This is a genomic window from Acidovorax sp. 100 (assembly GCF_003688355.1).
GTDB lineage: Bacteria > Pseudomonadota > Gammaproteobacteria > Burkholderiales > Burkholderiaceae_C > Acidovorax > Acidovorax delafieldii.
This window is the reverse complement of sequence record NZ_REFD01000001.1, coordinates 3,315,571-3,330,670: the sequence shown is the minus strand read 5'-3', so window position 1 is coordinate 3,330,670 and position 15,100 is coordinate 3,315,571. Positions and strand designations below refer to the sequence as shown.

The following is a 15,100-nucleotide window of genomic DNA, read 5'->3' as shown; positions in this document are numbered from 1 at the left end:
TGCCGCTATTTCTTCAAACACGCGGAACCGGAGTTCCCGAGTTCACGCACAGTGCCATGTTCAGCGCCTTGATCGCCGTCTTGTAATCCTCGCGCTCGATCACGAACTGCATATTCACCTGCCGCAGGGTCTGGGACACGCAGTTCACGTTGACGCGCGCATCGGCCAGCGCCTGCGCGGCCTTGGCCAGCACGCCAGGGATGCCGATGTTGGAGCCGATGGTGCACACGATGGCGCTGGGCTTGATCGTCACGACCTGATAGCCCTCCTGCAGCTCGGCCACCAGCTCGGGCGTGACCTGGTTGTCCCACACCAGATGGGCGATGGAGTTGGCGTTGGTGGCCTTGAGGATGTAGCTCACGTCGTGCTTGCAGAACACGTTCATCAGGCCCGCATCAAAGCCCACCGTGCCCACCATGCTGGGGTCGTGGATCTCGATCAGGGTGACCTTGTCAGTGCCGGTCACGATCTCCACACGCGCGCGCTCACCCACGAAGTCCTTGGTGATCAGCGTGCCAGGGTGGTCGGGCTCAAACGTGTTCTTCAGGCGGATGGGAATGCCCGCCAGTTCCATGGGCTTGGCTGCCTTGGGGTGGATGGCTTCCATGCCCACGTCGGCCAGTTGGTCGGCCACGTCGTAGTTGGTGGCGCCCACCACGATGGCGTTTTCCAGGCCCACGAGGTTGGGGTCGGCAGAAGACAGGTGGAATTCCTTGTGGATCACGGCCTCTGCGGGGCGCACTTCCACGGCGATCTTGCTGAACGTGACTTCGGAGTAGCCCCGGTCAAACTCGCGCATGATGCCTTCGGTGCCCTTGGTGTAGCCGGTGGCCACCACCACCTTGTCGCTCAGGTCGATGCCTTTAAAGCTGTTGGCAATGCGCTCGTCAATCGTCCAGGCTTCGTTGTCGTCAAAACCGGCCAGGTCCATCAGCATGGCATTCACGCCATTGGCCTTGAGGATTTCGACCGAGTTGAACGCGCTGTGCGACTCGCCAATCGAGGCCAACACTTCGCGCGCCGCGAGCAACACATCCTTGCGGCTGAGATAGCCGCTGGCCAGCACGTGCTGCATGGCGTTCAGATATTCACGCGCCTGGCCAATGCGCTGGTCGATGAAGGCATCGGCCACATCCAGCGGCAATCCCAGGTCAGCGTAGCCGGCGTTCAGCTTTTTGAGGCTGACCGCCAACTGGGTCAAGGCATCTTGGTAACCCTTGCCTTCGGCAAACAGGGCATAGATGCCGCGCTCGCCCGTCTTCTTGTGCTCCAGCAACTGGTTGGTCACACCCGAGTAGGCGGACACCACATAGATCCGGCCGTTAATGCGCTTGGGATCGTGCAGCACGATGTGGCGCAACACATCGCCAAAGGCGGTCATGGAAGTGCCGCCGATCTTCTCGACAGAGATCTTGGAGTTTTGAACGTCTTGCATGGACAGGCAGGCTCAGAGAGCAAACAAAGGTAAAGCCGGACGAATGTGCCGCCACATAGTGAATGGATTCGCGGCGAAAGTCTTCTATTTTCTACCACTTTTATCCGAGCACGTTCACTCTACCGAAGAGGAGAAGGTGAGGGCTTGGCCCTGCAGCCGGTTACTGGTACTGAATGTCGCCCGCCCAATCAACCACCGACGTGAAGCCATATCGAAGGTCTTAGTCAAGCACCGCTCAGGCGGACTGACGCCAACCGGCGGAGAAGCCCAGCGCGCATTTATTTATTTGGCGACGCGTGCAGGGGGTGCAGCATCACCATCCAAGGCGCAGCCGTATTGCCTGCCAAAGCCGTCGCATCGCGTTTCTGGGGTTGTGCAATACTCTGGCAATCCACATAGTTGAGCCGCCGTAAGGGCCGCGCAGCGCATCAATCTCGCGCTGTTGCTCTACGATGATCTCGCGCGCCTGCGCGAAGGCTTTCTGGTGTTCCAGCAGCGAGGCGTGTTCCTGCGCATACACCGTTTGCAACGCCCGCAAGTCTTCGCTGGCCTTGTCCGCAAGGGTTTGGGCGTCCTGAAGCGCAATGGCGGGTCCGTTTTCGGCGTGGCATGCCACGGTCATCCACTCATAGACTTCAGAGTCCGCGGCTCCAGCCACCAGGCTTTGCCGCTGCACGTCTGTCAAAGCCCCCCAGGCGCGCGCGAACTCACTTTGCTCCACTGGAAACGCATACGGCTCCCAGTAGTTCGGTGACCACCCTGTTCGCCACAGCAGTCGCTCCAGGCTGCGCCGGGTAAAAAATCGCAGGTGGGAATGATCGAGCAGCCCCGTCGGGGTGTAGTCAAACATGCCTTGCACCAGCGCCGCGATCACACCTCCGTAAGCGATGTTCGGCACTGAGACGATAAGCCGGCCCTGCGGCTCCAGACATTGACGCAGAGCTTCCAGCACACGCTCAGGATGGCGCAAATGCTCCAGGACATCGCAGGCCAGCACCGCGTCAAAGCGACGCCCTCGCAATTGTTCCAACCACTGCAAATCCTCAAGGTCAGCAACGATCGTCTCCGCTCCCAGGCCGCGCACGATCTGTGCAGAGTCTGGGTCGATTTCCACTACCGTCAACTGATAGCCCTTGTCAATCATGACCTTTGTCATGACTCCTGGCCCAGGCCCCAGCTCCAAGACTCTGCCCTTCTGGGGCAAGCGGCGGATCAGGCGGGCCGCCAACTCGTCTCCCTCTGGATCAAAGGCATAGTGATAACGTTCGAAATCGCTCAAAGCACCCCCCCTGTTCAGGCACATAGGCCCAATGCCATGTATTGGAATCAATGGGGTGATTGTGGCAGGCGAAGCCGCACTTGGCGTTGAAGGTGCGCCGTCGATTGTTCGAGCGTTTTTTACTTCCGCTGCTGGAGGCTGTCAGGCACCCTGCATGCCCAGCAGATCCTCTCACAGCACCGCTTTGCCGAATAGAGTGCCCTGCGCTAGCGGACGCCTGTCGGCGGCCAGGAAGTTGACCTGTTCGCGCGTTTCCCTACCTTAGGCATCAATGCTAGTTCAGGCACCGCGCAATCGACAAATGGCACTGATGAGTTCGGCCCTGAAATGGTCGGTGGCCGCGGAATGGATGAACGATTCGTCAATCTTGAGCGTATCAATGGGCAAGCGGGCCAGTACGATAGGCCAGAATAACCAATGCCAAAATCGTCAATAGCAATGGTTGCGCCCATGTCGCACAGGGCCTGCAAGGCCTTAACCACAACACTATTCTCGTCCAGGAGCGAGCTATCGGTAATTTCGAACTCCAGTCATTGAGGCTTGCACCCTGTCACGGTCACGATTTAGTGCACCTGCGCCACCAGGCAAGGGAACTGGATTTGGCGGGCCGACAGGTTGACGGCCACCTTGCGTGGCTGCAGCGCCCCGGTATTCCAGGCGACGGCAGTCCAGCAGGCTTCACGCAGCCCCCAGGCGCCCACATCGTTGATCGGGTCGAAGTCTTCTGCCACCGTAATGAACGACTCCGGGGGCACCATGCCCATGCCCATGCCCATGCCCATGCCCATGCGCGAACGCGTCCAGCGCAACAGCGCCTCGCAGCCGATCGTCGCGCCCGACGCTAACAGCACCTTCGGTTGGTAGTGCCGTGCCAGCTCGCCGTGCTTTAGGGCCCGGCGCAGGTCGAGCTCAAGGGTCAGCTGCTGTTGGGCGTGCACCGTCAGGTCCCTGGGGTAAAAACGAAGTTGTAGCGCTCTGAGCGTTTGGCGGAGTGCATCGCCGAATCTGGTACTTGAGCAGTTCTTCCACCACCTCGCGGTCCGTTGGGTACACCGCAACGCCGACACTGCCGGACACGAAAATTTCCTGCCCGTCCAGCCAAGAGCTCTGGTTGACAGTGGTCTTGACTTTCCCCGCCACACACGCCAAACAGCTGGCAGTACCGATCTGCGGCAGCAGCATGCCGAAATCGTCGCCGCCCAGCCACGCTATGGTGTGATAGCTTGTGCGCGCAGGCGCAGGGCGAACTCCTTGAGCAAGACGTCTCCTGCAGCATGGCCCATGGTGTCATTGATCTGCTTGAAGCGGTGGTCCAGGTCCCCCACCGCCTGGCAGCGGTGGTAGCCGCGTCTTCTAGCACTTGCGCCAGGCGGTCATGGAATAGCACTCGGTTGGGCATACCCTTGAGCGAATCGTAGAGGGCACTCTGGTGGGCCTTGTACTGGTAGTCCTCCAACTCACCGATATCGAGCCCTACCAGCAGCACACTGGATACGCTGGCGTTGTCGTCCACCTCGGGGGTCAAGCTGACCAGACTGCAGATGCGGCGCCCCAGCGCATCAGACAATTGCAGCTCAAACTCTGCTGGCATCGCGCCGCCCACCACCTGCACCAAATGCTGCGCCACCTTCGCTCCGGCCTCCTGCCCTAAGAGCACATGCGGCGAGCATCCCTGTGCACCCGTTTCCAGCCGCCCCACGGCCTGCATCAACACCGGGTTGACATAACGGCAGCGGAACTGAGGATCAAAACGTGCAATCACGTCGACAGAGTTTTCGACCAGGGTGCGGTACTCGCGCCACCACCTTGCCATGCTGGTGCAAAGGAGATTTACACACCTCAATCCAGCGCAGCTCCCCGTGCTCATCGACGTACAGCTCCTTCACATAGTGGGCTGCGCCCGACGCTATGAAGGCCTTGTCGTCGGCCACATAGGTTTCCGCCAAATCCTTGGGGAAGAAATCGAATTCAGTCCGGCCCTTCAGTTCGGCTGTCGAGGCCACCCGCGCCACTCTGGCGTACGCTGTATTGGCTGCCAACAAACGGCTTTGCTCGTCCTTGAGCCAGACAAAAATGGGAATTCGTCTAGCAAGGTGCGCCAATATGGCTGACGCTGCTGCAGCGCTTCCTGAATTCATTGGGCTTCCGACACCGACATGTCCGGACGATGGAGACGGCAAACAGGTCCCCTCCCGCCTCAGTGTCACGCCATCCACTTACACAGCCATCAATTTGCCGCTCTGCGTCTTGTGCACTGTGTCGATGACGAACGCCTGGCCCTCGCGGCTTTGCAGGATTTCCAGGCACTGCTCGCTGGAGATAATCGGATCGATGTCTGGCGGCCCCATGGTGAGCAGGGCCTCACAGCTGTACTCCTGGGCGTGGATGGCGGCATCGTTCACATAGACGAAGCGGTCCTCTTCGCCAAAGATGAATACGGCATCCTAGTACAGGCCCAGCCTTCGCCTTCGTCGGCGGCTGGCGGGGGTGGCGAGGCCTCGCCGGCCTCCAGCCCCACTGGTCCCAATCATCGCCAAACAATTCGGCTGGATGATGCTTGCGGTTCGAACCGTTGCCGCCCCGCATGCATTTGGCCGTGCAGTAGAGATCGCAGTCCCAACACACCCGCGCGGGGTGGGCGGGGGCCTTCGGGAAATTCTTGGTGGCGGCCATGTGGCCACTGACGTGGCTGTAGCCGTTAGAAGACCACTACGTTTTCTGCGGTGGCACATCCGTGCAGCTACCGTGCGCAATCTCCGCCGCCATGCCGATGCTTTCGCCCAGCGTGGGGTGCGGGTGGATCGTCTTGCCGATGTCCACCGCGTCGGCGCCCATCTCGATGGCCAGGGCAATCTCGCCGATCATGTCGCCCGCGTGGGTGCCGACCATGCCGCCGCCCAGGATCTTGCCGTGGCCATGGGCTTCTGGCGAGTCGTCGAACAGCAGCTTGGTCACGCCCTCGTCGCGGCCGTTGGCGATGGCGCGGCCGGAGGCCGTCCAGGGGAACAGGCCCTTCTTGACCTTGATGCCTTGCGCCTTGGCCTGGTCTTCGGTGAGGCCGACCCAGGCCACTTCGGGGTCGGTGTAGGCAACGCTCGGGATCACGCGGGCGTTGAAGGCGGCCGCGGCCAGCTCCTTGTTGCCTTGCAGTTCACCGGCGATGACTTCTGCCGCCACATGCGCCTCATGCACCGCCTTGTGCGCCAGCATGGGCTGGCCCACGATGTCGCCGATGGCGAAGATGTGCGGCACGTTGGTGCGCATCTGGATGTCGACGTTGATGAAGCCACGGTCCGTCACGGCCACGCCAGCCTTCTCTGCAGCGATCTTCTTGCCGTTGGGCGTGCGGCCCACGGCCTGCAGTACGAGGTCGTACACCTGGGGCGCGGGGGCGGTGCCACCCTCTTCCGCTGGCGCAAACGTCACCTCAATGCCTTCGGGCGTGGCCTTGGCACCCACCGTCTTGGTCTTGAGCATGATGTTGTCAAAACGCTTGGCGTTCATCTTCTGCCAGATCTTGACGAGGTCGCGGTCGGCGCCCTGCATCAGGCCGTCCATCATTTCGACCACATCGAGGCGCGCGCCCAGCGTGCTGTACACGGTGCCCATTTCGAGGCCGATGATGCCGCCGCCCAGAATGAGCATGCGCTTGGGCACTTCCTTCAGCGCCAGGGCGCCGGTGGAGTCGACCACGCGTGGATCGTCAGGCATGAAGGGCAGGCGCACGGCCTGGCTGCCGGCGGCGATGATAGCCTTCTTGAAGGCGATGACCTTCTTGGTGCCCGTCTTCTCCTGGCCGGTGCCGGTGGTTTCTTCCACTTCGAGGTGGTTGGCACCGACAAAGGCACCGTAGCCACGCACGGTGGTCACCTTGCGCATCTTGGCCATGGCGGCCAGGCCGCCGGTGAGCTTGCCGATGACTTTCTCTTTGTGGCCACGCAGCTTGTCGATGTTGACGGTGGGCGCGCCAAAGTCCACGCCCAGGTCGGCCATGTGGCTGACTTCGTCCATGACGGCTGCCACGTGCAGCAGCGCCTTGGAGGGGATGCAGCCCACGTTCAGGCACACGCCGCCCAGGGTGGCGTAGCGTTCGACGATGACGACCTTGAGGCCCAGGTCGGCCGCACGGAAGGCGGCGCTGTAGCCGCCGGGACCGCCGCCGAGCACGAGCACGTCGCAGTCCAGATCAGCGGAGCCAGCAAAGCTGGATGCTACTGGATTGATAGCTGCCGGCGCATTATTTACCTGCGCTTCAGCCGGTTTCTGCTCTGAAACTGCAGGCGCTGGAGATGCGGCAGGCGCTGGAGCGGCTGCGCCTGCACCCTGCACTTCCAGCGTCAACACCACCGAGCCTTCGGCGATCTTGTCGCCGAGCTTGACCTTGAGTTCCTTGACCACGCCGGCATGGCTGGACGGGATCTCCATGGAGGCCTTGTCGGACTCCACGGTGATCAGGCTCTGCTCTGCCTTGATGGTGTCGCCGGGCTTGACCAGCACTTCGATGATGGCCACTTCGGCGAAGTCGCCGATGTCGGGCACCTTGATGTCGATGATTGCCATGTGTGTTGTCCTCGCGTTACATCACGATGCGGCGGAAGTCCGCCAGCAGCGAGGCAAAGTACACGTTGAAGCGTGCGGCGGCGGCGCCGTCGATCACGCGGTGGTCCCAGCTGAGGGAGAGGGGCAGCATCAGGCGCGGGGCGAACTGCTTGCCGTCCCACTGGGGCTCCAGGCTGCTCTTGCACACGCCCATGATGGCGACTTCGGGGGCGTTGATGATGGGCGTGAAATAACGGCCACCAATGCCACCCAGCGAGCTGATGGAGAAGCAGCCGCCGGTCATGTCGGCCGGGCCGAGCTTGCCGTCGCGCGCCTTCTTGGCCAGGTCGCCCATCTCTTGCGAGATCTGGACAATGCCCTTCTTGTCGGCGTCGCGGATGACAGGCACAACGAGACCGTTGGGCGTGTCGGCCGCAAAGCCGATGTGGAAGTAGTTCTTCATCACCAACTGGTCGCCGTCGAGCGAGCTGTTGAACTCGGGGAACTTCTTGAGCGCAGCCACGGCGGCCTTGATCATGAAGGCGAGCATGGTGACCTTGACGCCACTCTTCTCGTTCTCTTTGTTGAACTGCACGCGGAAGGCTTCGAGGTCGGTGATGTCCGCATCGTCGTGGTTCGTGACGTGCGGGATGACGACCCAGTTGCGGTGCAGGTTGGCGCCGCTGATCTTCTTGATGCGCGAAAGGTCCTTGCGCTCCACCGGGCCGAACTTGGTGAAATCCACCTTGGGCCAGGGCAGCAGGTCCAGGCCCACGCCGGAGCCACCGGATGCCGCAGCGGGCGCCTTGGCGGCCTGGGCCTTGGTCTGCACCGCACCTGCCATCACCTGCTTGGTGAAGGCGGCCACGTCGTCCTGGGTGATGCGGCCCTTGGGGCCGGTGCCCTTGACTTCATCGATGGGCACACCCAGTTCGCGGGCGAACTTGCGCACCGAAGGCGATGCATGGGGCAGCCCTGCCGTGGGGGTGCCGGGCTGGTGGGCAGGGACAGGCACCGAGGCGGTGGCGGTGGCTGAGGCGGGTGCTGCGGCTGCGACGGCAGGAGCGGCCGCAGCCACTGGGGCAGGTGCCGGCGCAGCGGCCGCAACCGGTGCTGCTACAGGCGCTGCAGCAGATGCCGTACCTTCAAGCAGAGCCACCAGATCACCAATGTTGACGGTGTCGCCAATCTTGACCTTGAGTTCCTTGAGCACGCCAGCGGCGGGCGACGGGATCTCCATGGAGGCCTTGTCGGATTCGACGGTGAACAGGGACTGCTCGACCTTGATGGTATCGCCGACCTTGACCAGCATCTCGATGACGGCCACGTCCTTGAAGTCCCCGATGTCGGGCACGCGCACTTCGACCGGGCCTGTGGCCGCAGGGGCTGCAGCAGCAGGAGCTGGGGCAGGTGCCGCCACGGGGGCGGGCGCGGAAACAGCTGCGGCAGGAGCCGGTGCAGCCGCCGGAGCTGCCGCAGCGCCCGCGTCAGCGGACTCCACCACGGCAATCACCGAGCCTTGTTTGACCTTGTCGCCCAATGCAATCTTGAGTTCCTTGACCACGCCTGCGTGGCTGGATGGGATCTCCATCGATGCCTTGTCCGATTCGACCGTGATGAGCGACTGCTCGGCCTTCACGGTGTCACCCACCTTGACCAGCAACTCGATCACGCCCACTTCGTCGAAGTCCCCGATGTCCGGGACTTGAATGTTGACCAATGCCATTGTTCTGTCTCCGTTCGTTTTATGCGTAGAGCGGGTTGATCTTGTCAGCATTGATGCCGTACTTGGCGATCGCCTCGGCCACCTTGGTGGCGGGCAGCACGCCGTCTTCGCTCAGCGCCTTGAGGGCGGCGACGACGATGTAGTGGCGGTTCACCTCGAAGTGCTCGCGCAGCTTGCTGCGGAAGTCGCTGCGACCAAAACCGTCGGTGCCCAGCACCTTGTAGTTGCGGCCCTTAGGTACGAAGGGACGGATCTGCTCGGCATAGGCCTTCATGTAGTCGGTGGATGCGACCACGGGGCCGGTGCTGCTGCCCAGTTGCTGCGCCACAAACGGCACGCGCGGGGTTTCCAGCGGGTGCAGCAGGTTCCAGCGGTCCACGTCCTGGCCTTCACGGGTGAGTTCGTTGAAGCTCGGGCAGCTCCACACATCGGCCTGCACGCCCCAGTCGGCGGCCAGCAGGGTTTGGGCGGCCAGCGACTCGCGCAGGATGGTGCCCGAACCCAGCAGTTGCACGCGCTTTTCACCCTCAGCACCGGGCTTGCACAGGTACATGCCCTTGATGATCTGCTCTTCCGTGCCTTCCACGAGGCCCGGCATCGGGTAGTTCTCGTTGAGCAGCGTGATGTAGTAGAAGACGTTTTCCTGCTGCTCGACCATGCGCTTGAGACCACGGTGCATGATCACCGCCACTTCGTGGGCAAAGGTGGGGTCGTAGCTCACGCAGTTGGGGATGGTGTTGGCCAGGATGTGGCTGTGACCATCTTCGTGCTGCAGGCCTTCACCGTTGAGTGTGGTACGGCCCGAGGTGCCGCCCAGCAAGAAGCCACGGGCCTGCATGTCACCCGCAGCCCAGGCCAGGTCGCCAATGCGCTGGAAGCCGAACATCGAGTAGTACACGTAGAACGGCACCATGATGCGGTTGTTGGTGCTGTAGCTGGTGGCGGCAGCGATCCAGCTGGCCATGCCGCCGGCTTCGTTGATGCCTTCCTGCAGGATCTGGCCGGCCTTGTCTTCCTTGTAGTACATCACCTGGTCGCGATCGACCGGGGTGTACAGCTGGCCCTTGGGGTTGTAGATGCCGATCTGGCGGAACAGGCCTTCCATGCCGAAGGTGCGGGCCTCATCCACCAGGATGGGCACCACACGCGGCCCCAGGGCCTGGTCGCGCAGCAGTTGCGTGATGAAGCGCACGTAGGCCTGGGTGGTGGAGATTTCACGGCCTTCGGCCGTCGGCTCCAGGATGGCCTTGAAGGTCTCGATGGCGGGCACGGTGAAGTGTTCGTCCGCCTTGGGACGACGCTTGGGGAGGTAGCCACCCAGGGCCTTGCGGCGCTCGTGCAGGTACTGCATCTCCGGGGTGTCATCGGCCGGTTTGTAGTACGGAATGTCAGCCAGCTGGCTGTCCGGGATCGGGATGTTGAAGCGGTCGCGGATGTACTTGATGTCCTCGTCCGACAGCTTCTTGGTCTGGTGCACGGTGTTCTTGCCTTCACCGGCCTTGCCCATGCCATAACCCTTGACGGTCTTGACCAGCAGCACGGTGGGCTGGTTCTTGTGCTCGTTGGCGGCGTGGAAGGCTGCGTACACCTTGGCGGGTTCATGGCCACCACGGCGCAGCTCAAACACCTCTTCGTCGGTCATGTGCTCGACGAGCTTGAGCGTCTCGGGGTACTTGCCGAAGAAGTTCTTGCGGACAAAGGCGCCGTCATTGGCCTTCATGGCCTGGTAATCGCCGTCCAGCGTTTCCATCATCAGCTGCTTGAGCTTGCCGGTCTTGTCGCGGGCCAGCAAGGCATCCCAGCCATTGCCCCACAGCAGCTTGATCACGTTCCAGCCCGCGCCGCGGAACTCGCCTTCGAGTTCTTGCACGATCTTGCCGTTGCCCCGCACCGGGCCGTCCAGGCGCTGCAGGTTGCAGTTGATCACGAAGACCAGGTTGTCGAGGTTTTCGCGCGCGGCCAGGCCGATGGCGCCCAGGGATTCGGGTTCGTCCATTTCACCGTCACCGCAGAACACCCACACCTTGCGGTTTTCGGTGTTGGCAATGCCACGGGCGTGCAGGTACTTGAGGAAGCGGGCCTGATAGATGGCCATCAATGGCCCCAGGCCCATGGACACCGTAGGGAACTGCCAGAACTCTGGCATCAGCTTGGGGTGCGGGTAGCTGGACAGGCCCTTGCCGTCCACTTCCTGGCGGAAGCTGTCGAGCTGCTCTTCGCTCAGGCGGCCCTCGAGATAGGCGCGCGCATAGATGCCGGGGGCGCTGTGGCCCTGGATGTACAGCAGGTCACCGCCGTGGTCTTCGCTGGCGGCATGCCAGAAGTGGTTGAAGCCCGCACCGAACATGCTGGCCACCGAGGCAAACGAACCAATGTGACCGCCCAGGTCGCCGCCGTCGGCAGGGTTCAGGCGGTTGGCACGCACCACCATGGCCATGGCGTTCCAGCGCATGTAGGCTCGCAGGCGCTTTTCGATGGCGATGTTGCCAGGGCAGTGCGCCTCTTTTTCCGGCTCGATGGTGTTGACGTAACCCGTGTTGGCAGAAAACGGCAGGTCGATGCTGCTCTGGCGGGCGTGTTCAAGAAGTTGTTCCAACAGGAAGTGGGCGCGCTCTGGGCCCTCCTTGTCGATCACGGCGGACAGCGCGTCCATCCATTCACGGGTTTCTTGCTGGTCGGTATCGGAACCGATGCCGAAACCGGCCTGAGGGTCGGGCTGAGCTGACATGCTTTGTCTCCTGTAGGTGTGGCAGCAATTTAGTACGTTGGCTCTAGTTTCGCATATTTTTTCGCAATTTCAAATGGTGCTTATTCATTTCATATTGCAATAATTTGCTGCAAGCGCACATGATGCGGAGGCCTGAGCACTCCCGGGGCTCCTCTACACTCCCTATATGGATTCGATGCCCACCACCCCCTCCCCCACGGCCACGACCGTGGCAGCGCCGATACGCTGGTGGCGCAAGTGGTGGCGCGGCTTGTCGCCCACCCGGCAAGACCGTTTTGCCGCACTCGCCCCCCTCGCGGCAGTGCTGATGTTCCTGGCCGCCATCGTTGCGGCGTTCTGGTACCTGCGCGCCGAAGAAGCCGAGCGCGAACAAGAAGCCCTACGGCGCGACGTGGAATACGCCCAGCAGCGCGTACGCCTGCGCCTGCTGGAGCGGCAAGAGCAACTCATGCGCATCGCACGCGATGTGTCCAACCAGGACCTGGGTAAGGCAGAGTTCATCAGCCGCGCCGAGGCACTGATCAGCCAGTACCCTGAGCTGCAGGCCATCACCTGGATTGACGACCGCCGACGCATCCGCGCAAGCCAGGCCGCCCCGACACTGGCCAGTGGTGAGCTGCGCATTGCAGGCGAAGTTCTCAAGCCCGGGGACACCGCCGACACCTTTGGCCTGGCGCGGGACCTGCAGCAACCGGTGTACGCGCAGCCGGCCGCCGCGTCGGGCGATGCGACCCCACTGCTGCAGTTGCAGGTACCGCTCAATAACCAGGGCAAGTTCAGCGGCGTGGTGCTGGGTGAATATTCCATCGACAGCCTGCTGCGCTACGGCACCCCCACCGAAGTGCTGGCGCGCTACGCGGTGACGCTGCTCGACAGCAAGAACCAGGTGCTGGCGGGCACGCCGCTGGGTCCGCGCAACAAGGCCACGCAGTTGCTCCCCTGGACGCCCAAGGCCAACGAGTACGAGGTACCGGTCTCCCCCGTCGGCAACGGTCTGGTGCTGCGCGCTCAGGCCTACCGCACGTCGCTTGGCGTGGTGGGCAGCGGGCTGTTCTGGCTGGTGGGCACGCTGAGCGCGATGACAGCCTGGATGCTGATCGCCACCTGGCGCCACACCCGTCGCCGAATGCAGGCGCAAGAGGCCCTGGTGGCCGAGACCAACTTTCGCCGGGCGATGGAAAACTCCATCCTCACCGGCATGCGCGCCCTGGACATGGAAGGCCGTATCAGCTATGTGAATGCCGCCTTTTGCCAGATGACGGGCTGGAGTGCCGAAGAGCTGGTGGGCCTGAAAGCCCCCTTCCCCTACTGGCCCGAGGCCGATCACGAAACCCTGCAGGCCAAGCTGCGCGACGAACTGCGCGGCAACACCATGGCAGGCGGCTTTCAGGTGCGTGTCAAGCGCAAGAGCGGAACGCTGTTCGACGCCCGGCTCTATGTGTCTCCGCTGATCGACGCCCATGGCCAGCAGACAGGCTGGATGACGTCGATGACCGACATCACCGAGCCCAACCGCATTCGCGAACAGCTGTCGGCGTCACACGAACGCTTCACCATCGTGCTGGAATCGCTGGACGCCTCGGTGTCGGTGGCCCCCTTGGGCAGCGAAGAGCTGCTGTTTGCCAACAAGCTCTACCGCCAGTGGTTCGGGTCGCAAACCGGCGGGCACCTGCAACTGGTGGCGCAGGCAGGCGTGGTGCCGATTGCGGGCAAGGAGCAAAGTGGCATGGACGATGAGGACGGCCTGATGGGCCTGCCCACCGACACGCTGACCAGCGCCCGCAGTGAAAACGCCGAGATCTACCTGCCCGACCTGGGCAAGTGGCTGGAAGTGCGCTCGCGCTATCTGAACTGGGTGGACGGTCGCCTGGCCCAGATGGTGATTGCCACGGACATCACCCCCCGCCGCCTGGCTGAAGAGCAGGCCCAGCGGCAGGCCGAGCGCGCGCAGTCGGTCAGCCGCCTCATCACCATGGGCGAGATGGCGTCCAGCGTGGCGCACGAGCTCAACCAGCCGCTCACCGCCATCAACAACTACTGCAGCGGCATGGTTTCGCGCATCCAGAGCGGACAGCTCACGGAAGAGGCCCTGCTCACCGCCCTGCAAAAGACAGCCCACCAGGCGCAACGCGCAGGCCAGATCATCCAGCGGATCCGCTCGTTCGTGAAAAAGAGCGAGCCCAACCGCACACTGGCCGATGTGCATTCGATGGTCAACGAAGCCGTCGAGCTGGCCGACATCGAACTGCGCCGGCACAACGTGCGCCTGACGCACTACGTCGCCGCGCGCCTGCCGCAAGTGATGGCCGACACCATCCTGATCGAGCAGGTGCTCGTCAACCTGATGAAGAACGGCGCCGAGGCCATCCAGCACGCCGACCGCCCCGCCCCCAACCGCAGCGTGGAGCTGCGTGTGGTGCCCAAGCAGATCGATGACCGCCAGGTGGTCGAGTTCTCGGTGCAGGACACCGGCAAGGGGCTGGCCCCCGAAGTGCTGGAGCGCCTGTTCGAGGCCTTCTTCTCCACCAAGCAGGAAGGCATGGGCATGGGCCTCAATCTGTGCCGCAGCATCGTCGAGTCCCACCAGGGCCGGATGCAGGCGGAGAACCTCTACAATGGCTCGGAGGTTACAGGCTGCAGGTTCTCCTTCTGGCTGCCGCTTGCCAAGCCTGCTGATGCCACTACAAATTCTGTAGCAAACGAACAAAACCCAAGGACTGTTGCATGAGCTTGATTCCGAAAAAAGGCACTGTTTACGTTGTGGACGACGACGAAGCAGTTCGCGATTCCCTGCAGTGGCTGCTGGAAGGCAAGGACTACCGGGTGCGTTGCTTTGATTCGGCCGAGACGTTTCTCTCACGCTACGATCCACGCGAGGTGGCCTGCCTGATCGTGGACATCCGAATGGGCGGCATGACCGGCCTGGAACTGCAGGACCGCCTCATAGAGCGCAAATCGCCGCTGCCCATCGTGTTCATCACCGGCCACGGCGACGTGCCCATGGCAGTGAACACCATGAAGAAAGGTGCGCTGGACTTCATCCAGAAGCCTTTTGACGAAGAAGAGCTGGTGGGCCTGGTCGAGCGCATGCTGGACCACGCCCGCGAAGCCTTCGCGGGCTACCAGCAGGCCGCCAGCCGCGACGCCCTGCTGTCCAAGCTCACCAGCCGCGAGGCGCAGGTGCTCGAACGCATCGTGGCCGGTCGCCTGAACAAGCAGATCGCTGACGACCTGGGCATCAGCATCAAGACGGTGGAGGCACACCGCGCCAACATCATGGAAAAGCTCAACGCCAACACGGTGGCCGATCTGCTGAAGATCGCTCTGGGGCAGAACGCGCCCAAGGGTTGATTGCTCCCATTTTGATAGCTACTAGCGCATATTGCACTGGCG

12 protein-coding genes and 2 pseudogenes are annotated in these 15,100 nt (G+C 62.5%); 2 read left to right on the top strand and 12 right to left on the bottom strand.

Annotated features, from left to right (window positions below; genetic code table 11):
* Positions 1 to 13: 13 nt before the first annotated feature.
* The 12 genes and pseudogenes from C8C96_RS15430 to aceE all read right to left on the bottom strand — a co-directional run bounded on the left by C8C96_RS15430 (position 14) and on the right by aceE (position 11,707).
* Positions 14 to 1,435: an aspartate kinase gene (locus tag C8C96_RS15430; protein WP_121942856.1), complete on the bottom strand. Its 1,422-nt coding sequence runs from the start codon at positions 1,433 to 1,435 to the stop codon at positions 14 to 16.
* A 313-nt stretch (positions 1,436 to 1,748) separates the two neighbouring features.
* Positions 1,749 to 2,714 carry a bifunctional 2-polyprenyl-6-hydroxyphenol methylase/3-demethylubiquinol 3-O-methyltransferase UbiG gene (locus C8C96_RS15425; protein WP_158605765.1) on the bottom strand — a complete coding sequence of 322 codons (966 nt, stop codon included), beginning with the start codon at positions 2,712 to 2,714 and terminating at the stop codon, positions 1,749 to 1,751.
* A 563-nt stretch (positions 2,715 to 3,277) separates the two neighbouring features.
* Positions 3,278 to 3,652, bottom strand: coding sequence for an EAL domain-containing protein (locus tag C8C96_RS24875; protein WP_158605764.1), 375 nt, complete (start codon positions 3,650 to 3,652; stop codon positions 3,278 to 3,280).
* Positions 3,624 to 3,926: a diguanylate cyclase domain-containing protein gene (locus C8C96_RS25440; RefSeq protein ID WP_370107395.1), complete on the bottom strand. Its 303-nt coding sequence runs from the start codon at positions 3,924 to 3,926 to the stop codon at positions 3,624 to 3,626. The genes C8C96_RS24875 and C8C96_RS25440 overlap by 29 nt, the downstream gene beginning before the upstream one ends.
* Positions 3,923 to 4,060, bottom strand: a pseudogene (locus C8C96_RS25435) (diguanylate cyclase domain-containing protein); the annotation flags it as partial. The pseudogene C8C96_RS25435 and the gene C8C96_RS25440, both read right to left, overlap by 4 nt.
* Positions 4,061 to 4,224: 164 nt before the next feature.
* Positions 4,225 to 4,527, bottom strand: a pseudogene (locus C8C96_RS25430) (PAS domain-containing protein); the annotation flags it as partial.
* Positions 4,460 to 4,852, bottom strand: coding sequence for a PAS domain-containing protein (locus C8C96_RS25160; protein WP_121942851.1), 393 nt, complete (start codon positions 4,850 to 4,852; stop codon positions 4,460 to 4,462). The gene C8C96_RS25160 and the pseudogene C8C96_RS25430, both read right to left, overlap by 68 nt.
* Before the next feature lie 78 nt (positions 4,853 to 4,930).
* Entirely contained in the window at positions 4,931 to 5,116 is a 186-nt protein-coding gene (locus C8C96_RS25035; RefSeq protein ID WP_199737566.1) for a hypothetical protein, read from the bottom strand.
* Entirely contained in the window at positions 5,076 to 5,387 is a 312-nt protein-coding gene (locus C8C96_RS25425) for a DUF3079 domain-containing protein (protein WP_121942850.1), read from the bottom strand. The genes C8C96_RS25035 and C8C96_RS25425 overlap by 41 nt, the downstream gene beginning before the upstream one ends.
* Positions 5,388 to 5,423: 36 nt before the next feature.
* Positions 5,424 to 7,274, bottom strand: a complete 1,851-nt coding sequence (gene lpdA, locus C8C96_RS15390; protein WP_121942849.1) for a dihydrolipoyl dehydrogenase — start codon at positions 7,272 to 7,274, stop codon at positions 5,424 to 5,426.
* A gap of 16 nt (positions 7,275 to 7,290) precedes the next feature.
* On the bottom strand, positions 7,291 to 8,979 hold the full coding sequence (gene aceF / locus C8C96_RS15385; protein ID WP_121942848.1) for a dihydrolipoyllysine-residue acetyltransferase: 1,689 nt from the start codon (positions 8,977 to 8,979) through the stop codon (positions 7,291 to 7,293).
* Between the two features lie 19 nt (positions 8,980 to 8,998).
* The gene (gene aceE / locus C8C96_RS15380; protein ID WP_121942847.1) at positions 8,999 to 11,707 is read right to left on the bottom strand and encodes a pyruvate dehydrogenase (acetyl-transferring), homodimeric type; all 2,709 of its coding nucleotides are present in this window, start codon (positions 11,705 to 11,707) and stop codon (positions 8,999 to 9,001) included.
* A gap of 166 nt (positions 11,708 to 11,873) precedes the next feature.
* Here aceE and C8C96_RS15375 point away from each other — a divergent pair, with 166 nt between their 5' ends.
* Both C8C96_RS15375 and C8C96_RS15370 read left to right on the top strand, forming a co-directional pair.
* Positions 11,874 to 14,435 (top strand): PAS domain S-box protein, encoded by a 2,562-nt coding sequence (locus tag C8C96_RS15375; protein ID WP_121942846.1) that lies wholly within the window; start codon positions 11,874 to 11,876, stop codon positions 14,433 to 14,435.
* The gene (locus C8C96_RS15370; protein ID WP_007848524.1) at positions 14,432 to 15,058 is read left to right on the top strand and encodes a response regulator transcription factor; all 627 of its coding nucleotides are present in this window, start codon (positions 14,432 to 14,434) and stop codon (positions 15,056 to 15,058) included. Before C8C96_RS15375 ends, C8C96_RS15370 begins: the two co-directional genes overlap by 4 nt.
* Positions 15,059 to 15,100 lie beyond the last annotated feature (42 nt).

Excerpts from the sequence above, each read along its gene's own strand:
- C8C96_RS15430 (WP_121942856.1), bottom strand. The coding sequence starts at position 1,435 with ATGCAAGACGTTCAAAACTCCAAGATCTCTGTCGAGAAGATCGGCGGC.
- C8C96_RS25160 (WP_121942851.1), bottom strand. The coding sequence starts at position 4,852 with ATGAATTCAGGAAGCGCTGCAGCAGCGTCAGCCATATTGGCGCACCTT.
- C8C96_RS25425 (WP_121942850.1), bottom strand. The coding sequence starts at position 5,387 with ATGGCCGCCACCAAGAATTTCCCGAAGGCCCCCGCCCACCCCGCGCGG.
- lpdA (WP_121942849.1), bottom strand. The coding sequence starts at position 7,274 with ATGGCAATCATCGACATCAAGGTGCCCGACATCGGCGACTTCGCCGAA.
- aceF (WP_121942848.1), bottom strand. The coding sequence starts at position 8,979 with ATGGCATTGGTCAACATTCAAGTCCCGGACATCGGGGACTTCGACGAA.
- aceE (WP_121942847.1), bottom strand. The coding sequence starts at position 11,707 with ATGTCAGCTCAGCCCGACCCTCAGGCCGGTTTCGGCATCGGTTCCGAT.
- C8C96_RS15375 (WP_121942846.1), top strand. The coding sequence starts at position 11,874 with ATGGATTCGATGCCCACCACCCCCTCCCCCACGGCCACGACCGTGGCA.
- C8C96_RS15370 (WP_007848524.1), top strand. The coding sequence starts at position 14,432 with ATGAGCTTGATTCCGAAAAAAGGCACTGTTTACGTTGTGGACGACGAC.